This is a genomic window from Kitasatospora sp. NPDC036993, assembly GCF_055607525.1.
The window spans coordinates 28,170-44,680 of sequence record NZ_JBVJRP010000004.1; the positions used below are offsets into that span (position 1 = coordinate 28,170).

Below are 16,511 nucleotides of genomic sequence, written 5' to 3' on the forward strand. Positions count from 1 at the left end.
CGGAGGGGAGACCACCATGTCGACGCCGATCGCCGACCACATCACCGCCGAGGGCCCCGCTGTCGCCGGGCCGCTCGTCGTCACCGAGGACGAGGGCCTGGCCGAGCACCTGCTGCGGATCTGCGCGGCGGCCGGCACCGAGCCGAGGCTGGTCAGGGGTGCGCCGCCGACGCGGGAGCTCTGGGAAGGAGCCTCGCTGGTCCTGGTCGGGGACGACCAGGCGGTCCGCTGCTCCGATCTGGGGCGGCGCGGCGGCGTGCTGCTGCTCGGGCTGGACCTGGACGACCCCGGAGTCTGGGTCAGAGCCGTCCGGCTCGGGGCCGAGCACGTGCTGTTCCTGCCCGACGCCGAAGCCTGGCTGCTCGACCGGATCGCCGACGCGGCCGAGGGCGTCGGGTGCCCGGCGGTCACCGTGTCGGTGCTCGGCGGGCGCGGCGGGGCCGGGGCCTCGACCCTGGCCTGCGCGCTGGCGGTCACCGCCGCCAGGGCGGGCCGGCGGACGATGCTGATCGACGGCGATCCGTTGGGCGGGGGCCTCGACATCCTGCTCGGCGGCGAGCGGGTCAGCGGGTTGCGCTGGCCCGATCTGGCCGGCTCACGCGGGCGGGTCAGCGGGGCCGAGCTGGCCAGGGCGCTGCCGGCGCTCAAACGGCTCACCGCGCTGTCCTGCCTGTCCTGGGACCGCGGCGACACCCTGACCGTGCCGCCGGAGGCCATGCGCAGTGTGCTGGCCGCATCCAGACGGCGCGGCGGGCTGGTGGTGGTCGACGTGCCCCGTCACCTCGACGCCGCCGCCGGGCAGGCGCTGGAGCAGTCCGACCTGGCACTGCTGGTGGTGCCGTCCGAACTGCGCGCGGTGGCCGCCGCGGACCGGGTCGCGGCGGCGGCCCGGATGCGGCTCGGGGACGTCAGGGCCGTGGTGCGACCGGTGCAGGCCGCCGGGCTCGCGACCCGGCAGATCGTCCGCGGGCTGGGGCTGGCACTGGCCGGGGAGCTGGAACCGGAGCCGGGCCTGGCCCAGGACGTGGTGAGGGGCGTCCCGCCCGGGAGTCGGGAGAGCGGCCCGCTGGCGCGCTTCTGCGCGACCTTCCTGAACGAGGTGCTGCCGCCGGTGCCGGTGGTCGGAGGAGGTGTGTACTGATGGACCGTCTGCGTCGAACAGTCCTGCGGGGCGGCTCGTCCGGCCCGGGTGCCGGTGCGCGGGAGCACCGGCCGCTCAGGAGCGTGCCGCCGACCGGCAGGCTGCCGGAGGCCGAGCACGGGCCCTGCCCGTACGGCCGGACGGCCCGCGAGCAGCGGACGGCGGCCCTGGTGGACGCGGTCCGGCTGCGACTGGCCGAGTCGGGGGCAGCCCCGACGGCAGGCTCGGTCGCGGCCGCGCTGCGGGCCACCCGTCCGCCGCTCGGCGGGGACGAGGTCCTGGACACCGTGCGCTCGCTGCGCGCCGAACTGGTGGGTGCGGGCCCGCTGGACCGGCTGCTGGCGGCGTCCGACGTCACGGACGTCCTGGTGAACGGGCCGGACGAGGTGTGGGTCGACCGTGGCGGCGGCCTGCACCGGGCCACCGGAGTCCGGTTCGCCGATGCCGAGGCGGTGCGGCGGCTGGCCCACCGGCTGGCCACCGCGGCCGGGCGGCGGTTGGACGACGCCCGCCCGTGGGTGGACGCCAGACTGCCGGACGGCACCCGGCTGCATGCCGTGCTGCCGCCGATCGCGGCCGGCTGCACCCACATCTCGTTGCGGGTCTGCCGTCCCCGGCCGTTCACGCTCGACGAGTTGGTGGCGGGCGGGTCGCTGCCACCGGAGGGGGCGGAGCTGATCGCGGGCATCGTGCGGGCCCGGCTGTCGCTGCTCGTGTCGGGTGGGACGGGCTCGGGGAAGACCACGCTCCTGTCGGCCCTGCTCGGCCTGGTCGGGTCGGACGAGCGGATCGTGGTCGCCGAGGACTCCGCCGAGCTGCAACCGGCCCACCCGCACGTGGTCCGGTTGCAGGGCCGCCCGCCGAACCAGGAGGGGCTGGGCGAGTTCACCCTGCGGGATCTGGTCCGCCAGGCGCTGCGGATGCGCCCGGACCGGTTGGTGATCGGCGAGGTCCGCGGGGCCGAGGTGTCGGACCTGCTGGCCGCTCTGAACACCGGGCACGAGGGCGGCTGCGGCACGGTCCACGCCAACACGGCGGCGGACGTGCCGGTCAGGCTGGAGGCCCTGGGCTCGCTCGCCGGCCTCGACCGGCCGGCCCTGCACAGCCAACTGCGCTCCGCGCTCGACGTGGTGGTGCACCTGGTCCGTGATCCGGGCTCGGGGCGGCGCCGGGTGGCGGAGATCCACACGCTGGCCGGGGACCGCGCAGGGCTGGCCGTGACCACACCCGCGGTGGCCTTTCCCGCGTCCGGCGGGTGGTGCCCCGGCGTGGGCTGGGAGCGGCTGGTCGGCCTGCTGGCGGCGCGCGGGGTGTCGCTCGGGTCGGGGCGGTCGTGATCGCGGTGACGGCGGCCGGGCCGGCCGGGCCGGACGTACGGGTGGTGGAACTCGCCTTCGTCCTGCTGCAGGGCGGGTGTGTGGTGGCCGCCGTGGCGCTGCTCGGCGGCTCGGGACGGAAAGACCGACGACAACGGAGGTGATGGCATGACGCAGAGTCAGTTCATGCTCTGCTGGGTGGTGGTGCTGTGCCTGGCGGCCGTCATGGCGTGGCGCGCGGTGCAGGAACAGCTGCCGGGCGGGCGGCGCTCCAGGCTGGTGCCGGCGGGCATCGGGCCTCCGCTGCGGGGGCCGGATCCGGAGGCCGTGGCGAGGCGCCGGGAACGGCTGCGGGGGCGGCTTCCGGAGTTCCTGGCACCCGAACTGCTGCTCCTGCCGGTCGGATTGGCCGCCGGTCAGGCCGCCAACTCGCCGGTGCCGCCGCTCGCGGCCGTGCTGGCCGTCCTGCCGCTGCGCGGGTGGCGGCTGCGGCGGCGCCTGACGGCGGAGGCCAGGCACAGAGCCGCGGCCGTGGTGGAGCTCTGCGCCGGGCTGGCGGGGGAGCTGCGCGGCGGGGCGACGCCGGAGCAGGCACTGCACCTGGTCACCGCGCGGCTCGCCGCCGATTTGGAGGGGCTGCGCCGGCTCGGTGAGGAACCGGTCGCCCGGCTCGCGGCGGGCCGCTACGGCGGGGACGTGCCCGCCGCGCTGCACCTGCTGGCCGAACTGCCGGGCGGCAGTGGGGCCGCGGCCATCGCGGCCTGCTGGCGAGTGGCCGCGGACAGCGGGGCGGGGCTGGCCGCCGCGCTGGAGCGGGTCGCGGAGGCGCTGCGCGGCGAGCGGGCGCTGGTGGAGGAGATCGCCGGGGAACTCGCCGGGCCCCGTACGACGATCGCCGTCCTGGCCGCGCTGCCGGGCATCGGACTGCTCCTCGGCGCGGCGCTCGGGGCGCGTCCGCTGAACGTCCTGCTGCACACGTCGGCCGGGCTGGGCTGCCTCGCGGCAGGGGCGGTCCTGGAGGGACTGGGCGTGCTCTGGACGGCGCGCATCGTCCGGACGGCGGCCCACGGGGGGCTGGAGGCGTCCCCGGGGCGGAGTGGGCGGCGTCGGGCGCCCGGCCGTGCGTCGCCTGCCTTGCGGCCGAGCGAGTGGAACTGCGGGCTTTCGCGGGTGCGTTCCCGGACGCTCGGTGCGGGTGCGGGTGCGGGTGCGGGTGCGGGGGTGAGGTGATGGGAGGCGGCGAGTGGGTGGCGGTCACCTTCCCGGTGGTTGCGGCCGCCGCTGCGTGGACGGCGGCACGTGGCCGGGCGAGGCGGCGTCGGACGCTTGCCTGGGGCAGGGGCGGAACGAGCGCAGATGGGCGAACAGGGCCGGCCGCCCCGGGTGTTGTGAGGCGACGGCGAGTGGTGACGGCGGTCGTCGCCGGGGCCGCGGCGACGGTGTTGCTCGGCGGTGGCACCGGCCTGGTCGTCGGAGTGCTGCTGGCGGTGGGCGTCCACCGGTGGTCCGCCCGGGCGCGGTCACCGGTGGACCGGCGGGCGGCCCGCGAGGAGGAGCTGCTGACCAGGCAACTCCCCCTGGGGTCTGAACTGTTGGCGGCCTGCCTCGGTTCGGCGGCGCTGCCCTCGGAGGCCGTGGCGGCGGTGGGCCGGAGCGTCGGCGCGCCGCTGGGGCCCCGGCTGGTGGTGATCGGGGCCGAACTGGCCCTGGGTGCACCGCCGGAGCTGTGCTGGAGCCGACTGGGGCGGCGACACCCGTCGCTGGAGCCGCTGGCGCGCTGTCTGGAACGGACCAGCCTCGGTGGCGTCCCCGCCGCGGGCGCGCTGGTCGGGCTGGCCCAAGGGCAGCGCACGGCGGCCGCCCGTGCGGCCCATGCCCGGGTCCGCCGGGCCGCGGTGCTCGCCACCGCGCCGCTGGGGCTCTGCTTCCTCCCGGCCTTCGTCCTGATCGGCGTGGTGCCGGTGGTCATCGGCCTCACCAGCCGTTTCGCCCAAGTGATGTGAACGGAGGCCGGTTTCGGCGGGACGGCTGCTCGCCGAACGCGGCTCGCCGCCGGCAGGGGATCTCAAGCGCCACATCAGACGGCACGTCAGGCGACACATGTCAGACGGCACATCGAACGAACAGGAGAGATTCATGACCGCAACGATCGCGATCAGGACCGGTACCGGGCGTCCGCTCCGCCCGTCGGCGGTGGCCCGTCGTCGGAAGAGCCGCCGACTGGCCGGCCGGGTACGCCGGTTGGCTCGGCTGAGGGGCCGCTCGGATGCCGGGATGACCACGGCCGAGTACGCCGTCGGGACCTTGGGCGCGTGTGCCCTCGCAGCCACGCTGTACAAGGTGGTGACCAGCGAGGCCATCACGGGCGCGCTGACCGACATGCTGGTGCGGGCGCTCCATGCGACCTAGCCGGCCGGTGGAGCGCGGTGCCGGTCGGGCGTGGTCACTGTGCCCCGGGCGGCGCGGTGACGCGGGATACGTCACGGCGGAGACGGCGGTGGCGCTGCCCGCGCTCGTCCTGCTCGCGGCGATGCTGATCTGGGGCGTGCTCGCGGCGGCCGCACAGATCCGCTGCGTGGACGCCGCCCGGGTCGGCGCCAGGGCGGCCGCACGCGGGGAGGCCGACGCCGTGGAACTCGCCCGTGCGGCGGCCCCGCCGGGTGCGGAGGTCCGGGTGGCGCTGGCGGCCGACACGGTGCGGGTGGACGTGGACGCGCCCTGCGCGGGGCCGGGCCGGCTCGGCGGGCTGCTGGCCGTACGCCTCAGTGCGGCCGCCGTGGCGGCGCGGGAGGACGTCCTGGTGGCGACCGCGGCCGGAGGTGGTGGCCCATGGCCGTCCTGACCGGGGTGCGGGAAGCGGCGGCGCGGGTGGCGCGCACCCGTGCGGCCCGCGCGGTCGCGGTGGGCGGGCGAGGGCCGGACGCCGGCTCGGCGACGGTCTGGCTGCTCGCCCTGGCGATGCTGGGCACGGCGGTGTTCGCCGCGACGCTCGCGGTCGGCTCGGTGGTCGCCGCCCGGCACCGGGCCGAGTCGGCCGCCGACCTCGCGGCCCTCGCCGGGGCGGACCGGTTGCTGCTGGACCCGGACGGCGGCTGCGCCCGGGCTGCCGGGATCGCCGCCGCACAGGGTGCCGGGCTGCTGTCCTGCGCGGTGGACCGGTCGGCGGACGCGGTCGAGGTGGTGGCCGAGGTCGGGGTCCGCGGGCTTCCGGCGCGCCTACCGGTCGGCCCGGCGCGGGCGAGGGCCAGGGCCGGTCCGGTACGGGCCCCGGTCACCGACCCCGAGGACGTCCCGGCTGCCTGGCGGGGTGGCGACCCGCCGGGCGACGGGCCGGGCGGTGTCCAGGACAGGGCACGGAACGGCGAGCCGAGCAGAGAGGCAGTGGCCTCATGAACCGACCGGCGCTCCACCGTCCGGCTCCGGGGCCGCCCCCGGCCCCTCAGGTCCGCCAGGCCCGTCAGGCCCGTACGAGCGGCCCGGCTCGTCCGGCCCGTCCGTGGCCTCGGGCGCGCCGGCCAGCAGGACGTCCAGGAGCCGGACGGCCGCGGCCTTGTCCAGTGGGTCGTTCCCGTTGCCGCACTTGGGTGACTGGACGCAGGACGGGCAGCCGCGCTCGCACTCGCAGGAGGCGATCGCCGTCCGGGTGGCCGTCAGCCACTGGACCGCCCGCTGGAAGCCGCGCTCGGCGAAGCCGGCCCCGCCCGGGTGGCCGTCGTAGACGAAGACGGTCGGCAGCCCGGTGTCCGGGTGCAGCGGGACGGAGACGCCGCCGATGTCCCACCGGTCGCAGGTGGCGAACAGCGGCAGCAGGCCGATCGAGGCGTGCTCGGCGGCGTGGGCGGCGCCGGGCAGCTGGTCGGGCGGGATGTCCGCGTCGAGCAGCTGGTCCTCGGTGACGGTCCACCAGACCGCGCGGGTGCGCAGCGTGCGGGGCGGCAGGTCGAGCTTGGTCTCGCCCATGATCTCCCCGGTGGAGATCCGCTTGCGGAGGTAGCCGACCACCTGGTTGACCACCTCCACCGAGCCGAAGCTGAGCCGGCCCTCGCCCCAGTCCACGGTGGTGTCGGTGTCGAGGACGGAGATGGAGGTGATGTCACGGGCGGCCGTGGTGTACGGCGGGTCGGCCGGTTCGACCAGGGCGACGGAGTTCTCCAGGTCGAACTCCCGGACCAGGTAGGTGCGGCCCTGGTGCAGGTGGACGGCTCCGGTGTGGACGGTGGTGTGCGCGGCCGCGGCGTCCACCGTGCCCAGCAGCCGACCGGTGTCGGCCTCGACGATCTGGACCGGGTCACCGCCGCTGCCGCGCAGGTCCACCGCGTCGGCCGCCCGTTCGCGACGGGTCCAGTACCAGGAGCCGTCGCTGCGCCGGCGCAGCAGGCCCCGCCGCTCCAGGACCGGCAGCAGTGGCGCGGTGGAGGGCCCGAAGAGTTCCAGATCGTCCTCGGTGAGGGGGAGTTCGGCGGCGGCCGCGCACAGGTGCGGGGCGAGCACGTGCGGGTTGTCGGGGTCGAGCACGGTGGCCTCGACGGGGGCCGCGAACAGCGCCTCCGGATGGTGCACCAGGTAGGTGTCCAGCGGGTCGTCCCGGGCGATCAGGACGGCCAGCGCGCCCTGGGCCTCCCGGCCGGCCCGGCCCGCCTGCTGCCAGAGCGAGGCCCGGGTACCGGGGTAGCCGGCCATCAGCACGGCGTCGAGGCCGGAGATGTCGACGCCGAGTTCGAGAGCGGAGGTGGAAGCGAGGCCGAGCAGTCGGCCGGAGTGCAAGTCGCGCTCCAGGGCCCGGCGTTCGTCGGCGAGGTAGCCGCCGCGGTAGGCGGCCACCCGTCCGGCGAGCGGGCGGCCGAGCTGGTCCTGGGTCTGGAGCGCGACGAGCTCGGCGGCACGGCGGGAGCGGACGAAGACCACGGTGCGGGTCTCCCGCTCGACCAGATCGGTCAGCAGGTGCGCGGCCTCGGCGGTCGCGGTACGGCGCACGGGCGCGCCGTGCTCGCCGACGTTCTCGGTCAGCGGCGGCTCCCAGAGGCCGAAGACCATCGGTCCGCGCGGCGAGGCGTCCTCGGTGACGGCCACGGCGGGCAGGCCGGTCAGACGCCGGGCGGTCGCGGCCGGGTCGGCGGTGGTCGCGGAGGCCAGCAGGAAGGCGGGTGACGAACCGTAACGGGCGCAGACGCGGCGCAGCCGTCGCAGCACCTGGGCGACGTGCGAGCCGAACACGCCCCGGTAGCTGTGGCACTCGTCGACGACCACGTAGCGCAGTGCCTTCAGGAAGGAGGACCAACGGGCGTGGCCGGGCAGGATGCCCCGGTGCAGCATGTCCGGGTTGGTGAGCACGTAGGAGGCGTACTGGCGGACCCACTCGCGCTCCTCGGGCGGGGTGTCCCCGTCGTACAGGGCGGCGCGGACCCGCGGCGGGGCGAGTTCGGCGGCCCGACGGCGCTGGTCGGCGGCGAGTGCCTTGGTCGGGGCCAGGTAGAGCGCGGTGGCGCCGCGGCCGTTGCGGGCCTCGGTGCCGTCCAGCAGATCGCTGAGCACCGGGGCCAGGTAACCCAGCGACTTGCCCGAGGCGGTGCCTGTGGCGATCACCACAGTCTGGCCGCTTTTGGCCAGGTTCATCGCTTCTGCCTGGTGCGCCCACGGCTGTTCCACACCGGCGCTGAGCGCCGCGGCCACGACCTCGGGCCGGATCGAGTCGGGCCACGGTGAATAACGTGCAGGTCGGGCGGGAAGGTGCTCCGTATGGGTGAGCCGGTCGGACCGCCCCCGGCTGGTGGCCAGGGTCGTGAGCAGTGCCTCGGGCGGGCTGTGTCGGGGCGGCATGGGGACCCAGTGTGTCACCGGCGTGACGGAGAATCGTCGTAAGCCATCGTGCGGGCATGGTCGCAGGTGGTTGAATGTGGCGGTGACGGCCGTATGGCCGTGGGTCGCAGCGCTGAGGCTTGCCACGCGTTGGCTGGGCGCGCCCGGGCTCGCGACCATGCGGTGGCGGCCGTCCGGCCGAGGATCGCACATGACGTAGCAAGGCAAGGTGCTGGAGGTTCCGTGGACCTGTCCCTGTCGACCCGTTCAGTCGGCGATCGTACGGTCGTCGAGGTTGGCGGCGAGATCGATGTGTACACCGCCCCGAAGCTGCGGGAGCAGCTGGTCGAGCTCGTCAACGACGGCAAGTACCACCTCGTCGTCGACATGGAAGGCGTTGACTTCCTCGACTCGACCGGCCTCGGTGTGCTGGTGGGCGGTCTGAAGCGGGTGCGCGCTCACGAGGGCTCGCTGCGCCTCGTCTGCAACCAGGAGCGCATCCTGAAGATCTTCCGCATCACCGGCCTGACCAAGGTCTTCCCGATTCACACTTCGGTGGACGACGCGGTCGCCGCGACCGACTGACGCGGCCGGGCCGGCCCGCGCGGTCGGCCCTGCCCGTTCCTCGCGTTCCGGGTGCCCGGGCCCGTGTGGCCCGGTGCTTCCCCGGGCGCATCAGGGCCGGTTCCGCCGGCCCGCAGGGGCCGGATCTCCGGCCCCGGTCGGAGCACCCCGAGGGGGAGAGATGGCAACCGTCGAACTTCGATTCAGCGCGCTTCCCGAGCACGTGCGGACGGCCCGGTTGGTCGCCGCGGCCGTCGCCAGACGGGCCGGGGTCGACGAGTCGGTGCTCGACGAGGTACGGCTCGCGGTCGGCGAGGCGTGCTCCCGTGCGGTCGGACTGCACCAGCGCGGTGGCATCGGCGGCACGGTCCGGGTCGCGCTGACCGACCAGGAGAAGCGTTTCCTCATCGAGGTCGAGGACGAGGCCGGCCCTGCCGCCGTCCCGGCCTCAGGCGCCGCCGAGGGCGGCGAGCCGGACGAGGACACCCTGGGCCTCGCCGTGATCACCGGCCTGGTCGAGGACCTGGAGGTCACCAACGGCGCCGACGGTGGCCTGATCCGGATGAGTTGGCCGGTTTCGGTCGCCTCCGTCGCGGTCTGAGAGGCCGCTTCCACTTCCACGCACGATCGGGGGCAGGGAGTCCTGCCCCCGATCGTGCATGGGCGCATTGTTGATGCCGGCTTGTCGGCCCAGGCCCTTCGCCGCTTCCGGCGCGAGCGGTCCGACTGCCGAACAGGGCTGATTGCCGGCCGGACCGCCCGCCGATCGACCCCTCGTCGTCACAGGCGGGCGGGCACGCGGCTCCGCATCCTGCGGCCGGTCGGCCGGCCCACGGCCCGGCTATGGCCAAGCCGTAGCGCGCTGCGGCAGCGCGCTGCCGCAGCGCCGAGCCGGGCCGCCGGGCCGCCGAGCCGGGGCGGGGCGGCAGTGACGCAGCACGGCGGCGGGACGGCCGGCGGGTCAGCTGTGAGGGGGCGGACGGCGGAGGCGGGAAGCGGGGAACGGGCACCGGCCGTGTAGGTTCGACGACCGATGACGACCGAAACCGAAAGGCCTCTCCCGGTGAACAAGCGACTGCTGGCCGTACCCGCCCTCGGCGTGCTGCTCGCGTTCGGTGCCGTCGGCTGCGGCGGCGACGACAACAGCAAGCAGCTGGAGTCCTGGGCGTCGACCGTCTGCGGCGCGGCCAAGGACCCGATCGCCCAGGCGCAGACCGCGCTCGCCGACACCGGCCAGGTGAAGACCGGCGAGGCTCCTGCCGACCTCCAGAAGCGGCTCTCCACGGACATCGGGCGGCTGGCCAAGACCAACCAGGACATAGCCTCCGCCATCGACGGGGCCGGGGCGCCCAAGGTGAAGGACGGCGCGACCCTCCAGAAGGACACCGTCGACGAGCTGAAGAAGGCGGCCGACGGCTACGTGGAGGTCCAGAAGAAGCTGGACGCGCTGCCCAACAACGATCAGGCGAAGTTCGCCGACGGGCTGCGCAGCGTCGCCGACCAGGTGCAGCAGCTGGCCTCGCTCTCCACCCAGGCGCAGAGCAAGCTCCAGCACGGTGACCTCGGCGCGGCGATGGCCAAGCAGGAGGGCTGCAAGCCGTCCCCGACCACCGCCCCGACCACGGCCCCGACCGGTGGCGCGACCAGCGCCCCGGCTGCCGGCGCCACCGACACCCCGGGCGCCCCGGCCTCCACACCCGCGCCCGGCGCGACCGACGGCGCGACCACCGCGCCGGCCGCCCCGCCCGCCACTCCGGAGAGCCCCGCGCCCAGCACGAGCTGAGCCGGGCGGAACGCACGAATCCGGGCGGACCGCGCGCGATCCCCGTGAGCCCGTCCCAGACGCCGCCGCCGGCCAAGACCGGTGGCGGCGCCTGGGCCGGGCCGCGCGTTGTCCGGGAAGGCCTGCCTCGGCCGGGAAGGCCCGTGAGGTACCCCGACAAGCCCTCGTCGAAGCCCTCGTCGAAGCCGTCGCCGAATGACTCGGCGCCCGCGCCCGGACGGCGCGTGGAGGCGTCCGGGGGCGCGCGGGGTGGTGAAGGCTTCCGTCCGGTGAGTGCGGGGCGCAGCGGCGGCCGGGGGCCGGTCGGCGGGGGACAATGGCGGGGTGATCAGTAGCCCCGTTCTCGACCCGACCCGCCTCGCCAAGTTCCGTGAGGCGCTGCTCGCCGCCTCGTTCACCGCCGACGGGTGCCTGGACCTGCTCGGGCCCACCGGCTATTCGGCGCTGGCCCGCAGCGAGGCGGTCCCGGCCCTGCGGGCGACCCGCGGTGGCAGCCCGCTGGAGACGCTGGTGCGGCTGTTCCTGCTCCAGCAGCCGGTCCCGTACCGGGCGGCCGCCGCCGCGCTGCCGGTGGAGGACTGCCTGGCGGACGGCTGGCTGCGTTCCGACGGCGATCTGGTGCGCGCCACCGTCGACGTCCGGCCGTACGCCAACGAGGTGGCCGGGATGCCCAGTTCGGATGCCTGGGTGGTCTCCGACCTGGGCTGCGCGGTGGGTGGCGCGGGTGGCATCGGCTCGGGCGAGACCGCGCACGGGGTGGCCCGCAAGGACCTGGTGCTGGGCGTCGGCGGTGCCTCCACCACGCTGGCCAACATCACCGTGCGCCGTCCCGTCCGGGCCGCGCTGGACCTCGGTTCGGGCTCCGGAGTGCAGGCGCTGCACGCGGCTCGGCACGCCGGGTCCGTCACCGCCACCGACCTCAACCCGCGCGCGCTGCGTTTCAGCGAGCTGACGGTGGCGCTGTCCGGTTTCGACAACGTCGAGGCGTCCGCCGGAAGTCTCTTCGAGCCGGTCGGGGAGCGGAAGTTCGACCTGATCGTCTCCAACCCGCCGTTCGTCATCTCGCCGACCGGCCGCTTCACCTACCGCGACGGCGGCATGGCCGGTGACGACCTGTGCCGCAGCCTGGTCCGTTCGGCCGCCGACCACCTGGAGCCCGGCGGCTACTGCCAGTTGCTCGCCAACTGGCAGCACGTCAGGGGCGAGGACTGGCACGAGCGGCTGGCCGGCTGGGTCGCGGGCACCGGGCTGGACGCCTGGATCGTCCAGCGCGAGGTCCAGGACGTGGCCCAGTACGCGGAGTTGTGGCTGCGCGACGGCGGTGACCACCGCGGCCCCGGCGGCGACTACCAGGCCCGGTACGGCGAGTGGCTGGACGCCTTCGAGACGGGCCGGGTCGAGGGCATCGGCATGGGCTGGATCACCCTGCGGGCGAGTGGCGCCGAGCATCCGACCGTCCGGGTGGAGGAGTGGCCGCACCCGGTGGAGCAGCCGCTCGGCCCGCACATCGAGGCCTGGTTCGACCGGCAGGACTTCCTGCGTTCGAACGACGACGCGGGCCTGCTCGCGGCCCGTTACGTGCTGGCCGACGAGGTGGTCCAGGAGCAGCTCGGCGCGCCGGGGGCGGAGGACCCGGAGCACGTGGTCCTGCGCCACAACCGCGGCATGCGGCGGGCCACCAAGGTGGACACGGTGGGCGCGGGCTTCGTCGGGGTCTGCGACGGGACGCTGTCGGCGGGCGAGATCGTGGACGCCATCGCCCAACTGCTCGGCGAGGACCGGGTGGTCCTGCGGGACCGGGTGCCGGAGTCGCTGCGGCTGCTGACCGAGCAGGGGTTCATCGACCCGGTCCGCTGAGAGCCGGTCCGCTGAGAGTCGGCCTGCCGAGAACCGGCCAACCGAAGGCCGGCCAACCGAAGGCCGGCCAACCGAGAACCGGCCAGCCGAAAGCCGGCCGACCGCGAACCAGGCCGGCCCCGGCGGCCCCGGTTCATCCGCCCGTACCCTCTGATTCGTCCCACCGCCGCCGGGCGGCCGCCTCCCGTTGGCCCTCCGCTGTGAAGCTCTGTCCACAGGCTGTGGACAGAGCTGAGGAGTCGGGGGCCAGGGGTGGACACGACGACGGCGATGGTGGGCGGGCTGGTGCTCGCCCTCTTCGGTGGCGTGCTGCTGCTCTGGTGCGCCGCCGAAGTGCGCCTGCGCCTGCGAGTGCGCCGCCGGGGACTGTCGGCGGTGGCCACCGTCATCGCCGAGGACGACGTGCACGGTCGGCTGGACAGCGCGCCGCTGCTCTCCTTCTCCGTGCCGCCCGCGGTGGGCGGCACCGGCGCGTGCGGGATCGCGGGCCTCGTGGTCGCCCGCCCGCGCGGACACACCCCGCTGCGCCGTCCGGATCGTTTCGCGCCCGGCGCCTCGGTGCGGATCTGTTACGACCCCCAGCGCCCGAGCCGGGTGGTGCTGGCGGCCGGGGAGATCAGCCGGGCGGCCCTCGTCGACCTGCTGTGGAGCGTCCTGGGCGCCGGCTGTCTGGCGGCGGGCGCCGGCCTCCTGGCCGCGGCCGGCGGCTGAGCCCCACGACCCACGGCGACGTGCCGTCGGCGGAAATCGCGCCATCCTGTGCCCGCCCGTCGATTTTCCGTTGACAGATCTCGAAATCCGTCATTCCATCCTCCGGAACCTGTCGAAGGCCCCCCTCCGCGGGGCACGAACCTCCGTCATCGGGTTACCGTTCGAGTGGCGTCGGTGAGCCCGGCAAGTGAAAAAGCGGGATCCGTCCGTTTGACAAGGGTGGCCGGGGTACGGTCACACTCCGCTGGTGGGGGTGTCGTGCCGCGACAGCCCTGGGACGGTGGAGGGGTCGGGCGGAGCGCAGCCCGTGCTGCCGGCGCCGACCAGCCACATAAGGACCGGGAGAGAAGAGCGAAGGTGTCCCCGAGCAGCGAGACCGCGCACGGACAGCGACTCGTCATTGTCGAGTCGCCGGCCAAGGCGAAGACGATCAAGGGCTACCTGGGCCCCGGCTACATCGTCGAGGCGAGCGTCGGGCACATCCGCGACCTGCCCAGCACCGCGGCCGAGGTGCCGGAGAAGTACACGGGCGAGGTGCGCCGTCTCGGGGTCGACGTCGACCACGACTTCGCGCCCATCTACGTGGTCAACGCGGACAAGAAGTCTCAGGTCAGCAAGCTGAAGTCGCTGCTCGCGGAGTCCGACGAGCTCTTCCTCGCCACCGATGAGGACCGCGAGGGCGAGGCCATCGCGTGGCACCTCCAGCAGGTGCTCAAGCCCAAGGTGCCGGTGCACCGGATGGTGTTCCACGAGATCACCAAGTCGGCGATCCAGGAGGCCGTGGCCAACCCGCGCGAGCTCAACCAGCGCCTGGTCGACGCCCAGGAGACCCGCCGGATCCTCGACCGCCTCTACGGCTTCGAGGTCTCGCCGGTGCTGTGGAAGAAGGTCATGCCGAAGCTGTCGGCGGGCCGTGTGCAGTCCGTCGCCACCCGCCTGGTGGTCGAGCGCGAGCGCGAGCGGATGGCCTTCCGCACCGCCTCGTACTGGGACCTGGTCGGTACCTTCGGCACCGGCAGGACCGCGGCCGACGCCGCCAGCCCGGAGACCTTCGGCGCCCGGCTGTTCTCCGTCGACGGCAAGCGGATCGCCAGCGGCCGTGACTTCGGCTCCGACGGCCGCCTGAAGGCGGGCAGCGCCAACACCCTGCACCTGGACGAGCAGGCGGTCCGTCAGCTGGCCGCCGCCCTGGAGCAGACGGCGTTCGGCGTCCGCAGCGTCGAGTCCAAGCCCTACCGCCGCTCGCCGTACGCGCCGTTCCGCACCACCACGCTCCAGCAGGAGGCCAGCCGCAAGCTGGGCTTCGGCGCCAAGCGGACCATGCAGGTGGCTCAGAAGCTGTACGAGAACGGCTTCATCACCTATATGCGTACCGACTCCACCACCCTGTCGGACACCGCGATCACCGCCGCCCGGGCCCAGGTCACCCAGCTGTACGGCGCCGACTACCTGCCGGCCGCCCCGCGCACCTACGCGAGCAAGGTCAAGAACGCGCAGGAGGCGCACGAGGCCGTCCGCCCGTCCGGCGACCGCTTCCGCACCCCCGCCGAGACCGGTCTGACCGGCGACGACTTCAAGCTGTACGAGCTGATCTGGATGCGCACCGTCGCCTCCCAGATGAAGGACGCGGTCGGCCAGTCCGTCACCGTCAAGGTCGGCGGCGCCTCCGCCGACGGCCGGGACGTGGAGTTCTCGGCCTCCGGCAAGATCATCACCTTCCACGGCTTCCTCAAGGCCTACGTCGAGGGCGCCGACGACCCGAACGCGGAGCTCGACGACCGCGAGCGCCGGCTGCCGCAGGTCGCCCAGGGCGACCCGCTGGCCGCCGAGCGGATCACCCCGGAGGGCCACGCCACCAAGCCGCCGGCCCGCTACACCGAGGCCTCGCTGGTCAAGGAGCTGGAGGACCGGGAGATCGGCCGCCCCTCCACCTACGCGTCGATCATCGACACGATCATCCAGCGCCGCTACGTCTTCAAGAAGGGGACGGCGCTCGTCCCGTCCTTCCTCTCCTTCGCCGTGGTCAACCTGCTGGAGAAGCACTTCGGCCGGCTGGTCGACTACGACTTCACCGCCAAGATGGAGGACGACCTCGACCGGATCGCCGCCGGTGAGGCGAAGTCCGTGCCGTGGCTGAAGCGCTTCTACTTCGGCGAGGGCGAGGGCCACGTCGCGGGCGGCGCCGCCGAGGCCGGCAACGGCGACGGCGACCACCTGGGCGGTCTGAAGGAACTGGTCACCGACCTCGGCGCGATCGACGCCCGGGAGATCAGCTCGTTCAAGGTCAGCGACGACATCACCCTGCGGGTCGGCCGCTACGGCCCGTACGTCGAGCGCGCCTCGACCGTCGAGGGCGAGCCCGGCCAGCGTGCCGACATCCCGGACGAGCTGCCGCCGGACGAGCTGACCGTCGAGCTGGCGGAGGAGCTGCTGGCCAAGCCCAGCGGTGACTTCGAACTCGGCCCCGACCCGGTCAGCGGCAACATGCTGGTCGCCAAGGACGGCCGCTACGGCCCGTACGTGACCGAGATCCTGCCCGAGGGCACGCCGAAGACCGGCAAGAACGCGGTCAAGCCGCGTACCGCCTCGCTGTTCAAGACCATGTCGCTGGACACCGTCACGCTGGAGGACGCGCTGCGGCTGCTCTCGCTGCCGCGGGTGGTCGGCGCCGACGCCGAGGGCGCGGAGATCACCGCGCAGAACGGCCGCTACGGCCCGTACCTCAAGCGGGGCACCGACTCCCGTTCGCTCACCAGCGAGGACCAGCTCTTCACGATCACCCTCGACGAGGCGCTGGCGATCTACGCCCAGCCCAAGCAGCGCGGCCGGGCCGCCGCCGCCCCGCCGCTCAAGGAGCTGGGCAACGACCCGGTCAGCGAGCGTCCCGTGGTGGTCAAGGACGGCCGCTTCGGCCCGTACGTGACGGACGGCGAGACCAACGCCACACTGCGCAAGGACGACGAGGTCGAGACGATCACGCCGGAGCGCGGCTACGAGCTGCTCGCCGAGAAGCGGGCGCGTGGACCGGTGAAGAAGGTGGCGAAGAAGGCCCCGGCGAAGAAGGCCGCGGCCAAGAAGACCACCACCACCAAGACCGCGGCGACCAAGACCGCGGCCGCGAAGAAGACCGCGGCCAAGAAGACCACCACCAAGACGGCGGCGGCCAAGAAGACGGCGGCCAAGAAGACCGCCGCGAGCAAGACGACGGCGCCCGACGAGGGCTGATCCCCGGTCATCGCCGACGGGCCCGCGTCCCCGATCCCGGGGGCGCGGGCCCGAAGTCCGTCGGGGGTGTGCGGGGAACGTCACAACCCGGTGATGAGCGCGATCCGGAAGCCCGTTC

General features: G+C 74.5%; 14 protein-coding genes. 13 read left to right on the forward strand and 1 reads right to left on the reverse strand.

Annotated features, from left to right (window positions below; translation table 11 throughout):
- The first annotated feature begins 16 nt into the window (after window positions 1–16).
- From ssd to ACZ7C5_RS09265, 7 genes are all read left to right on the forward strand, one after another.
- The gene (ssd, locus tag ACZ7C5_RS09235; protein ID WP_401080498.1) at window positions 17–1,141 is read left to right on the forward strand and encodes a septum site-determining protein Ssd; all 1,125 of its coding nucleotides are present in this window, start codon (window positions 17–19) and stop codon (window positions 1,139–1,141) included.
- Window positions 1,141–2,478: a TadA family conjugal transfer-associated ATPase gene (locus ACZ7C5_RS09240; protein ID WP_470322328.1), complete on the forward strand. Its 1,338-nt coding sequence runs from the start codon at window positions 1,141–1,143 to the stop codon at window positions 2,476–2,478. The genes ssd and ACZ7C5_RS09240 overlap by 1 nt, the downstream gene beginning before the upstream one ends.
- A 147-nt stretch (window positions 2,479–2,625) precedes the next feature.
- Window positions 2,626–3,687, forward strand: a complete 1,062-nt coding sequence (locus ACZ7C5_RS09245; RefSeq protein ID WP_470322329.1) for a type II secretion system F family protein — start codon at window positions 2,626–2,628, stop codon at window positions 3,685–3,687.
- Window positions 3,688–3,860: 173 nt separating this feature from the next.
- The gene (locus tag ACZ7C5_RS09250; RefSeq protein WP_470322330.1) at window positions 3,861–4,460 is read left to right on the forward strand and encodes a type II secretion system F family protein; all 600 of its coding nucleotides are present in this window, start codon (window positions 3,861–3,863) and stop codon (window positions 4,458–4,460) included.
- 133 nt (window positions 4,461–4,593) lie between these two features.
- Window positions 4,594–4,866 carry a DUF4244 domain-containing protein gene (locus ACZ7C5_RS09255; RefSeq protein WP_470322331.1) on the forward strand — a complete coding sequence of 91 codons (273 nt, stop codon included), beginning with the start codon at window positions 4,594–4,596 and terminating at the stop codon, window positions 4,864–4,866.
- On the forward strand, window positions 4,856–5,299 hold the full coding sequence (locus tag ACZ7C5_RS09260) for a TadE family type IV pilus minor pilin (protein ID WP_470322332.1): 444 nt from the start codon (window positions 4,856–4,858) through the stop codon (window positions 5,297–5,299). Before ACZ7C5_RS09255 ends, ACZ7C5_RS09260 begins: the two co-directional genes overlap by 11 nt.
- Window positions 5,287–5,850, forward strand: coding sequence for an Rv3654c family TadE-like protein (locus ACZ7C5_RS09265; protein ID WP_401080485.1), 564 nt, complete (start codon window positions 5,287–5,289; stop codon window positions 5,848–5,850). The genes ACZ7C5_RS09260 and ACZ7C5_RS09265 overlap by 13 nt, the downstream gene beginning before the upstream one ends.
- On the opposite strand, the gene ACZ7C5_RS09270 is transcribed toward ACZ7C5_RS09265, so the two are convergent.
- A complete protein-coding gene (locus ACZ7C5_RS09270; protein ID WP_401080483.1) occupies window positions 5,845–8,274 on the reverse strand; it encodes a DEAD/DEAH box helicase in 2,430 nt (809 codons plus the stop codon). The two genes, ACZ7C5_RS09265 and ACZ7C5_RS09270, sit on opposite strands and share 6 nt — an antisense overlap.
- A gap of 222 nt (window positions 8,275–8,496) precedes the next feature.
- Here ACZ7C5_RS09270 and bldG point away from each other — a divergent pair, with 222 nt between their 5' ends.
- The 6 genes from bldG (at window position 8,497) to topA (ending at window position 16,393) form a co-directional block, all read left to right on the forward strand.
- Window positions 8,497–8,838, forward strand: a complete 342-nt coding sequence (bldG, locus tag ACZ7C5_RS09275) for an anti-sigma factor antagonist BldG (protein WP_188301204.1) — start codon at window positions 8,497–8,499, stop codon at window positions 8,836–8,838.
- Window positions 8,839–8,998: 160 nt separating this feature from the next.
- Window positions 8,999–9,418, forward strand: a complete 420-nt coding sequence (locus tag ACZ7C5_RS09280; RefSeq protein ID WP_401080480.1) for an ATP-binding protein — start codon at window positions 8,999–9,001, stop codon at window positions 9,416–9,418.
- A gap of 462 nt (window positions 9,419–9,880) precedes the next feature.
- The gene (locus ACZ7C5_RS09285; protein ID WP_401080478.1) at window positions 9,881–10,600 is read left to right on the forward strand and encodes a hypothetical protein; all 720 of its coding nucleotides are present in this window, start codon (window positions 9,881–9,883) and stop codon (window positions 10,598–10,600) included.
- 324 nt (window positions 10,601–10,924) lie between these two features.
- On the forward strand, window positions 10,925–12,457 hold the full coding sequence (locus ACZ7C5_RS09290; RefSeq protein ID WP_470322333.1) for a DUF7059 domain-containing protein: 1,533 nt from the start codon (window positions 10,925–10,927) through the stop codon (window positions 12,455–12,457).
- 252 nt (window positions 12,458–12,709) lie between these two features.
- Window positions 12,710–13,168 (forward strand): DUF3592 domain-containing protein, encoded by a 459-nt coding sequence (locus ACZ7C5_RS09295; protein ID WP_401080474.1) that lies wholly within the window; start codon window positions 12,710–12,712, stop codon window positions 13,166–13,168.
- Between the two features lie 357 nt (window positions 13,169–13,525).
- A complete protein-coding gene (gene topA / locus ACZ7C5_RS09300; protein WP_470322334.1) occupies window positions 13,526–16,393 on the forward strand; it encodes a type I DNA topoisomerase in 2,868 nt (955 codons plus the stop codon).
- The last annotated feature ends 118 nt before the right edge of the window (window positions 16,394–16,511 follow it).

Bases quoted from the DNA above. Each gene is read 5' to 3' on its own strand.
- ACZ7C5_RS09280 (WP_401080480.1), top strand. From the start codon at position 8,999: ATGGCAACCGTCGAACTTCGATTCAGCGCGCTTCCCGAGCACGTGCGG.
- ACZ7C5_RS09240 (WP_470322328.1), top strand. From the start codon at position 1,141: ATGGACCGTCTGCGTCGAACAGTCCTGCGGGGCGGCTCGTCCGGCCCG.
- ACZ7C5_RS09260 (WP_470322332.1), top strand. From the start codon at position 4,856: ATGCGACCTAGCCGGCCGGTGGAGCGCGGTGCCGGTCGGGCGTGGTCA.
- ACZ7C5_RS09255 (WP_470322331.1), top strand. From the start codon at position 4,594: ATGACCGCAACGATCGCGATCAGGACCGGTACCGGGCGTCCGCTCCGC.
- ACZ7C5_RS09245 (WP_470322329.1), top strand. From the start codon at position 2,626: ATGACGCAGAGTCAGTTCATGCTCTGCTGGGTGGTGGTGCTGTGCCTG.
- ssd (WP_401080498.1), top strand. From the start codon at position 17: ATGTCGACGCCGATCGCCGACCACATCACCGCCGAGGGCCCCGCTGTC.
- ACZ7C5_RS09265 (WP_401080485.1), top strand. From the start codon at position 5,287: ATGGCCGTCCTGACCGGGGTGCGGGAAGCGGCGGCGCGGGTGGCGCGC.
- ACZ7C5_RS09270 (WP_401080483.1), bottom strand. From the start codon at position 8,274: ATGCCGCCCCGACACAGCCCGCCCGAGGCACTGCTCACGACCCTGGCC.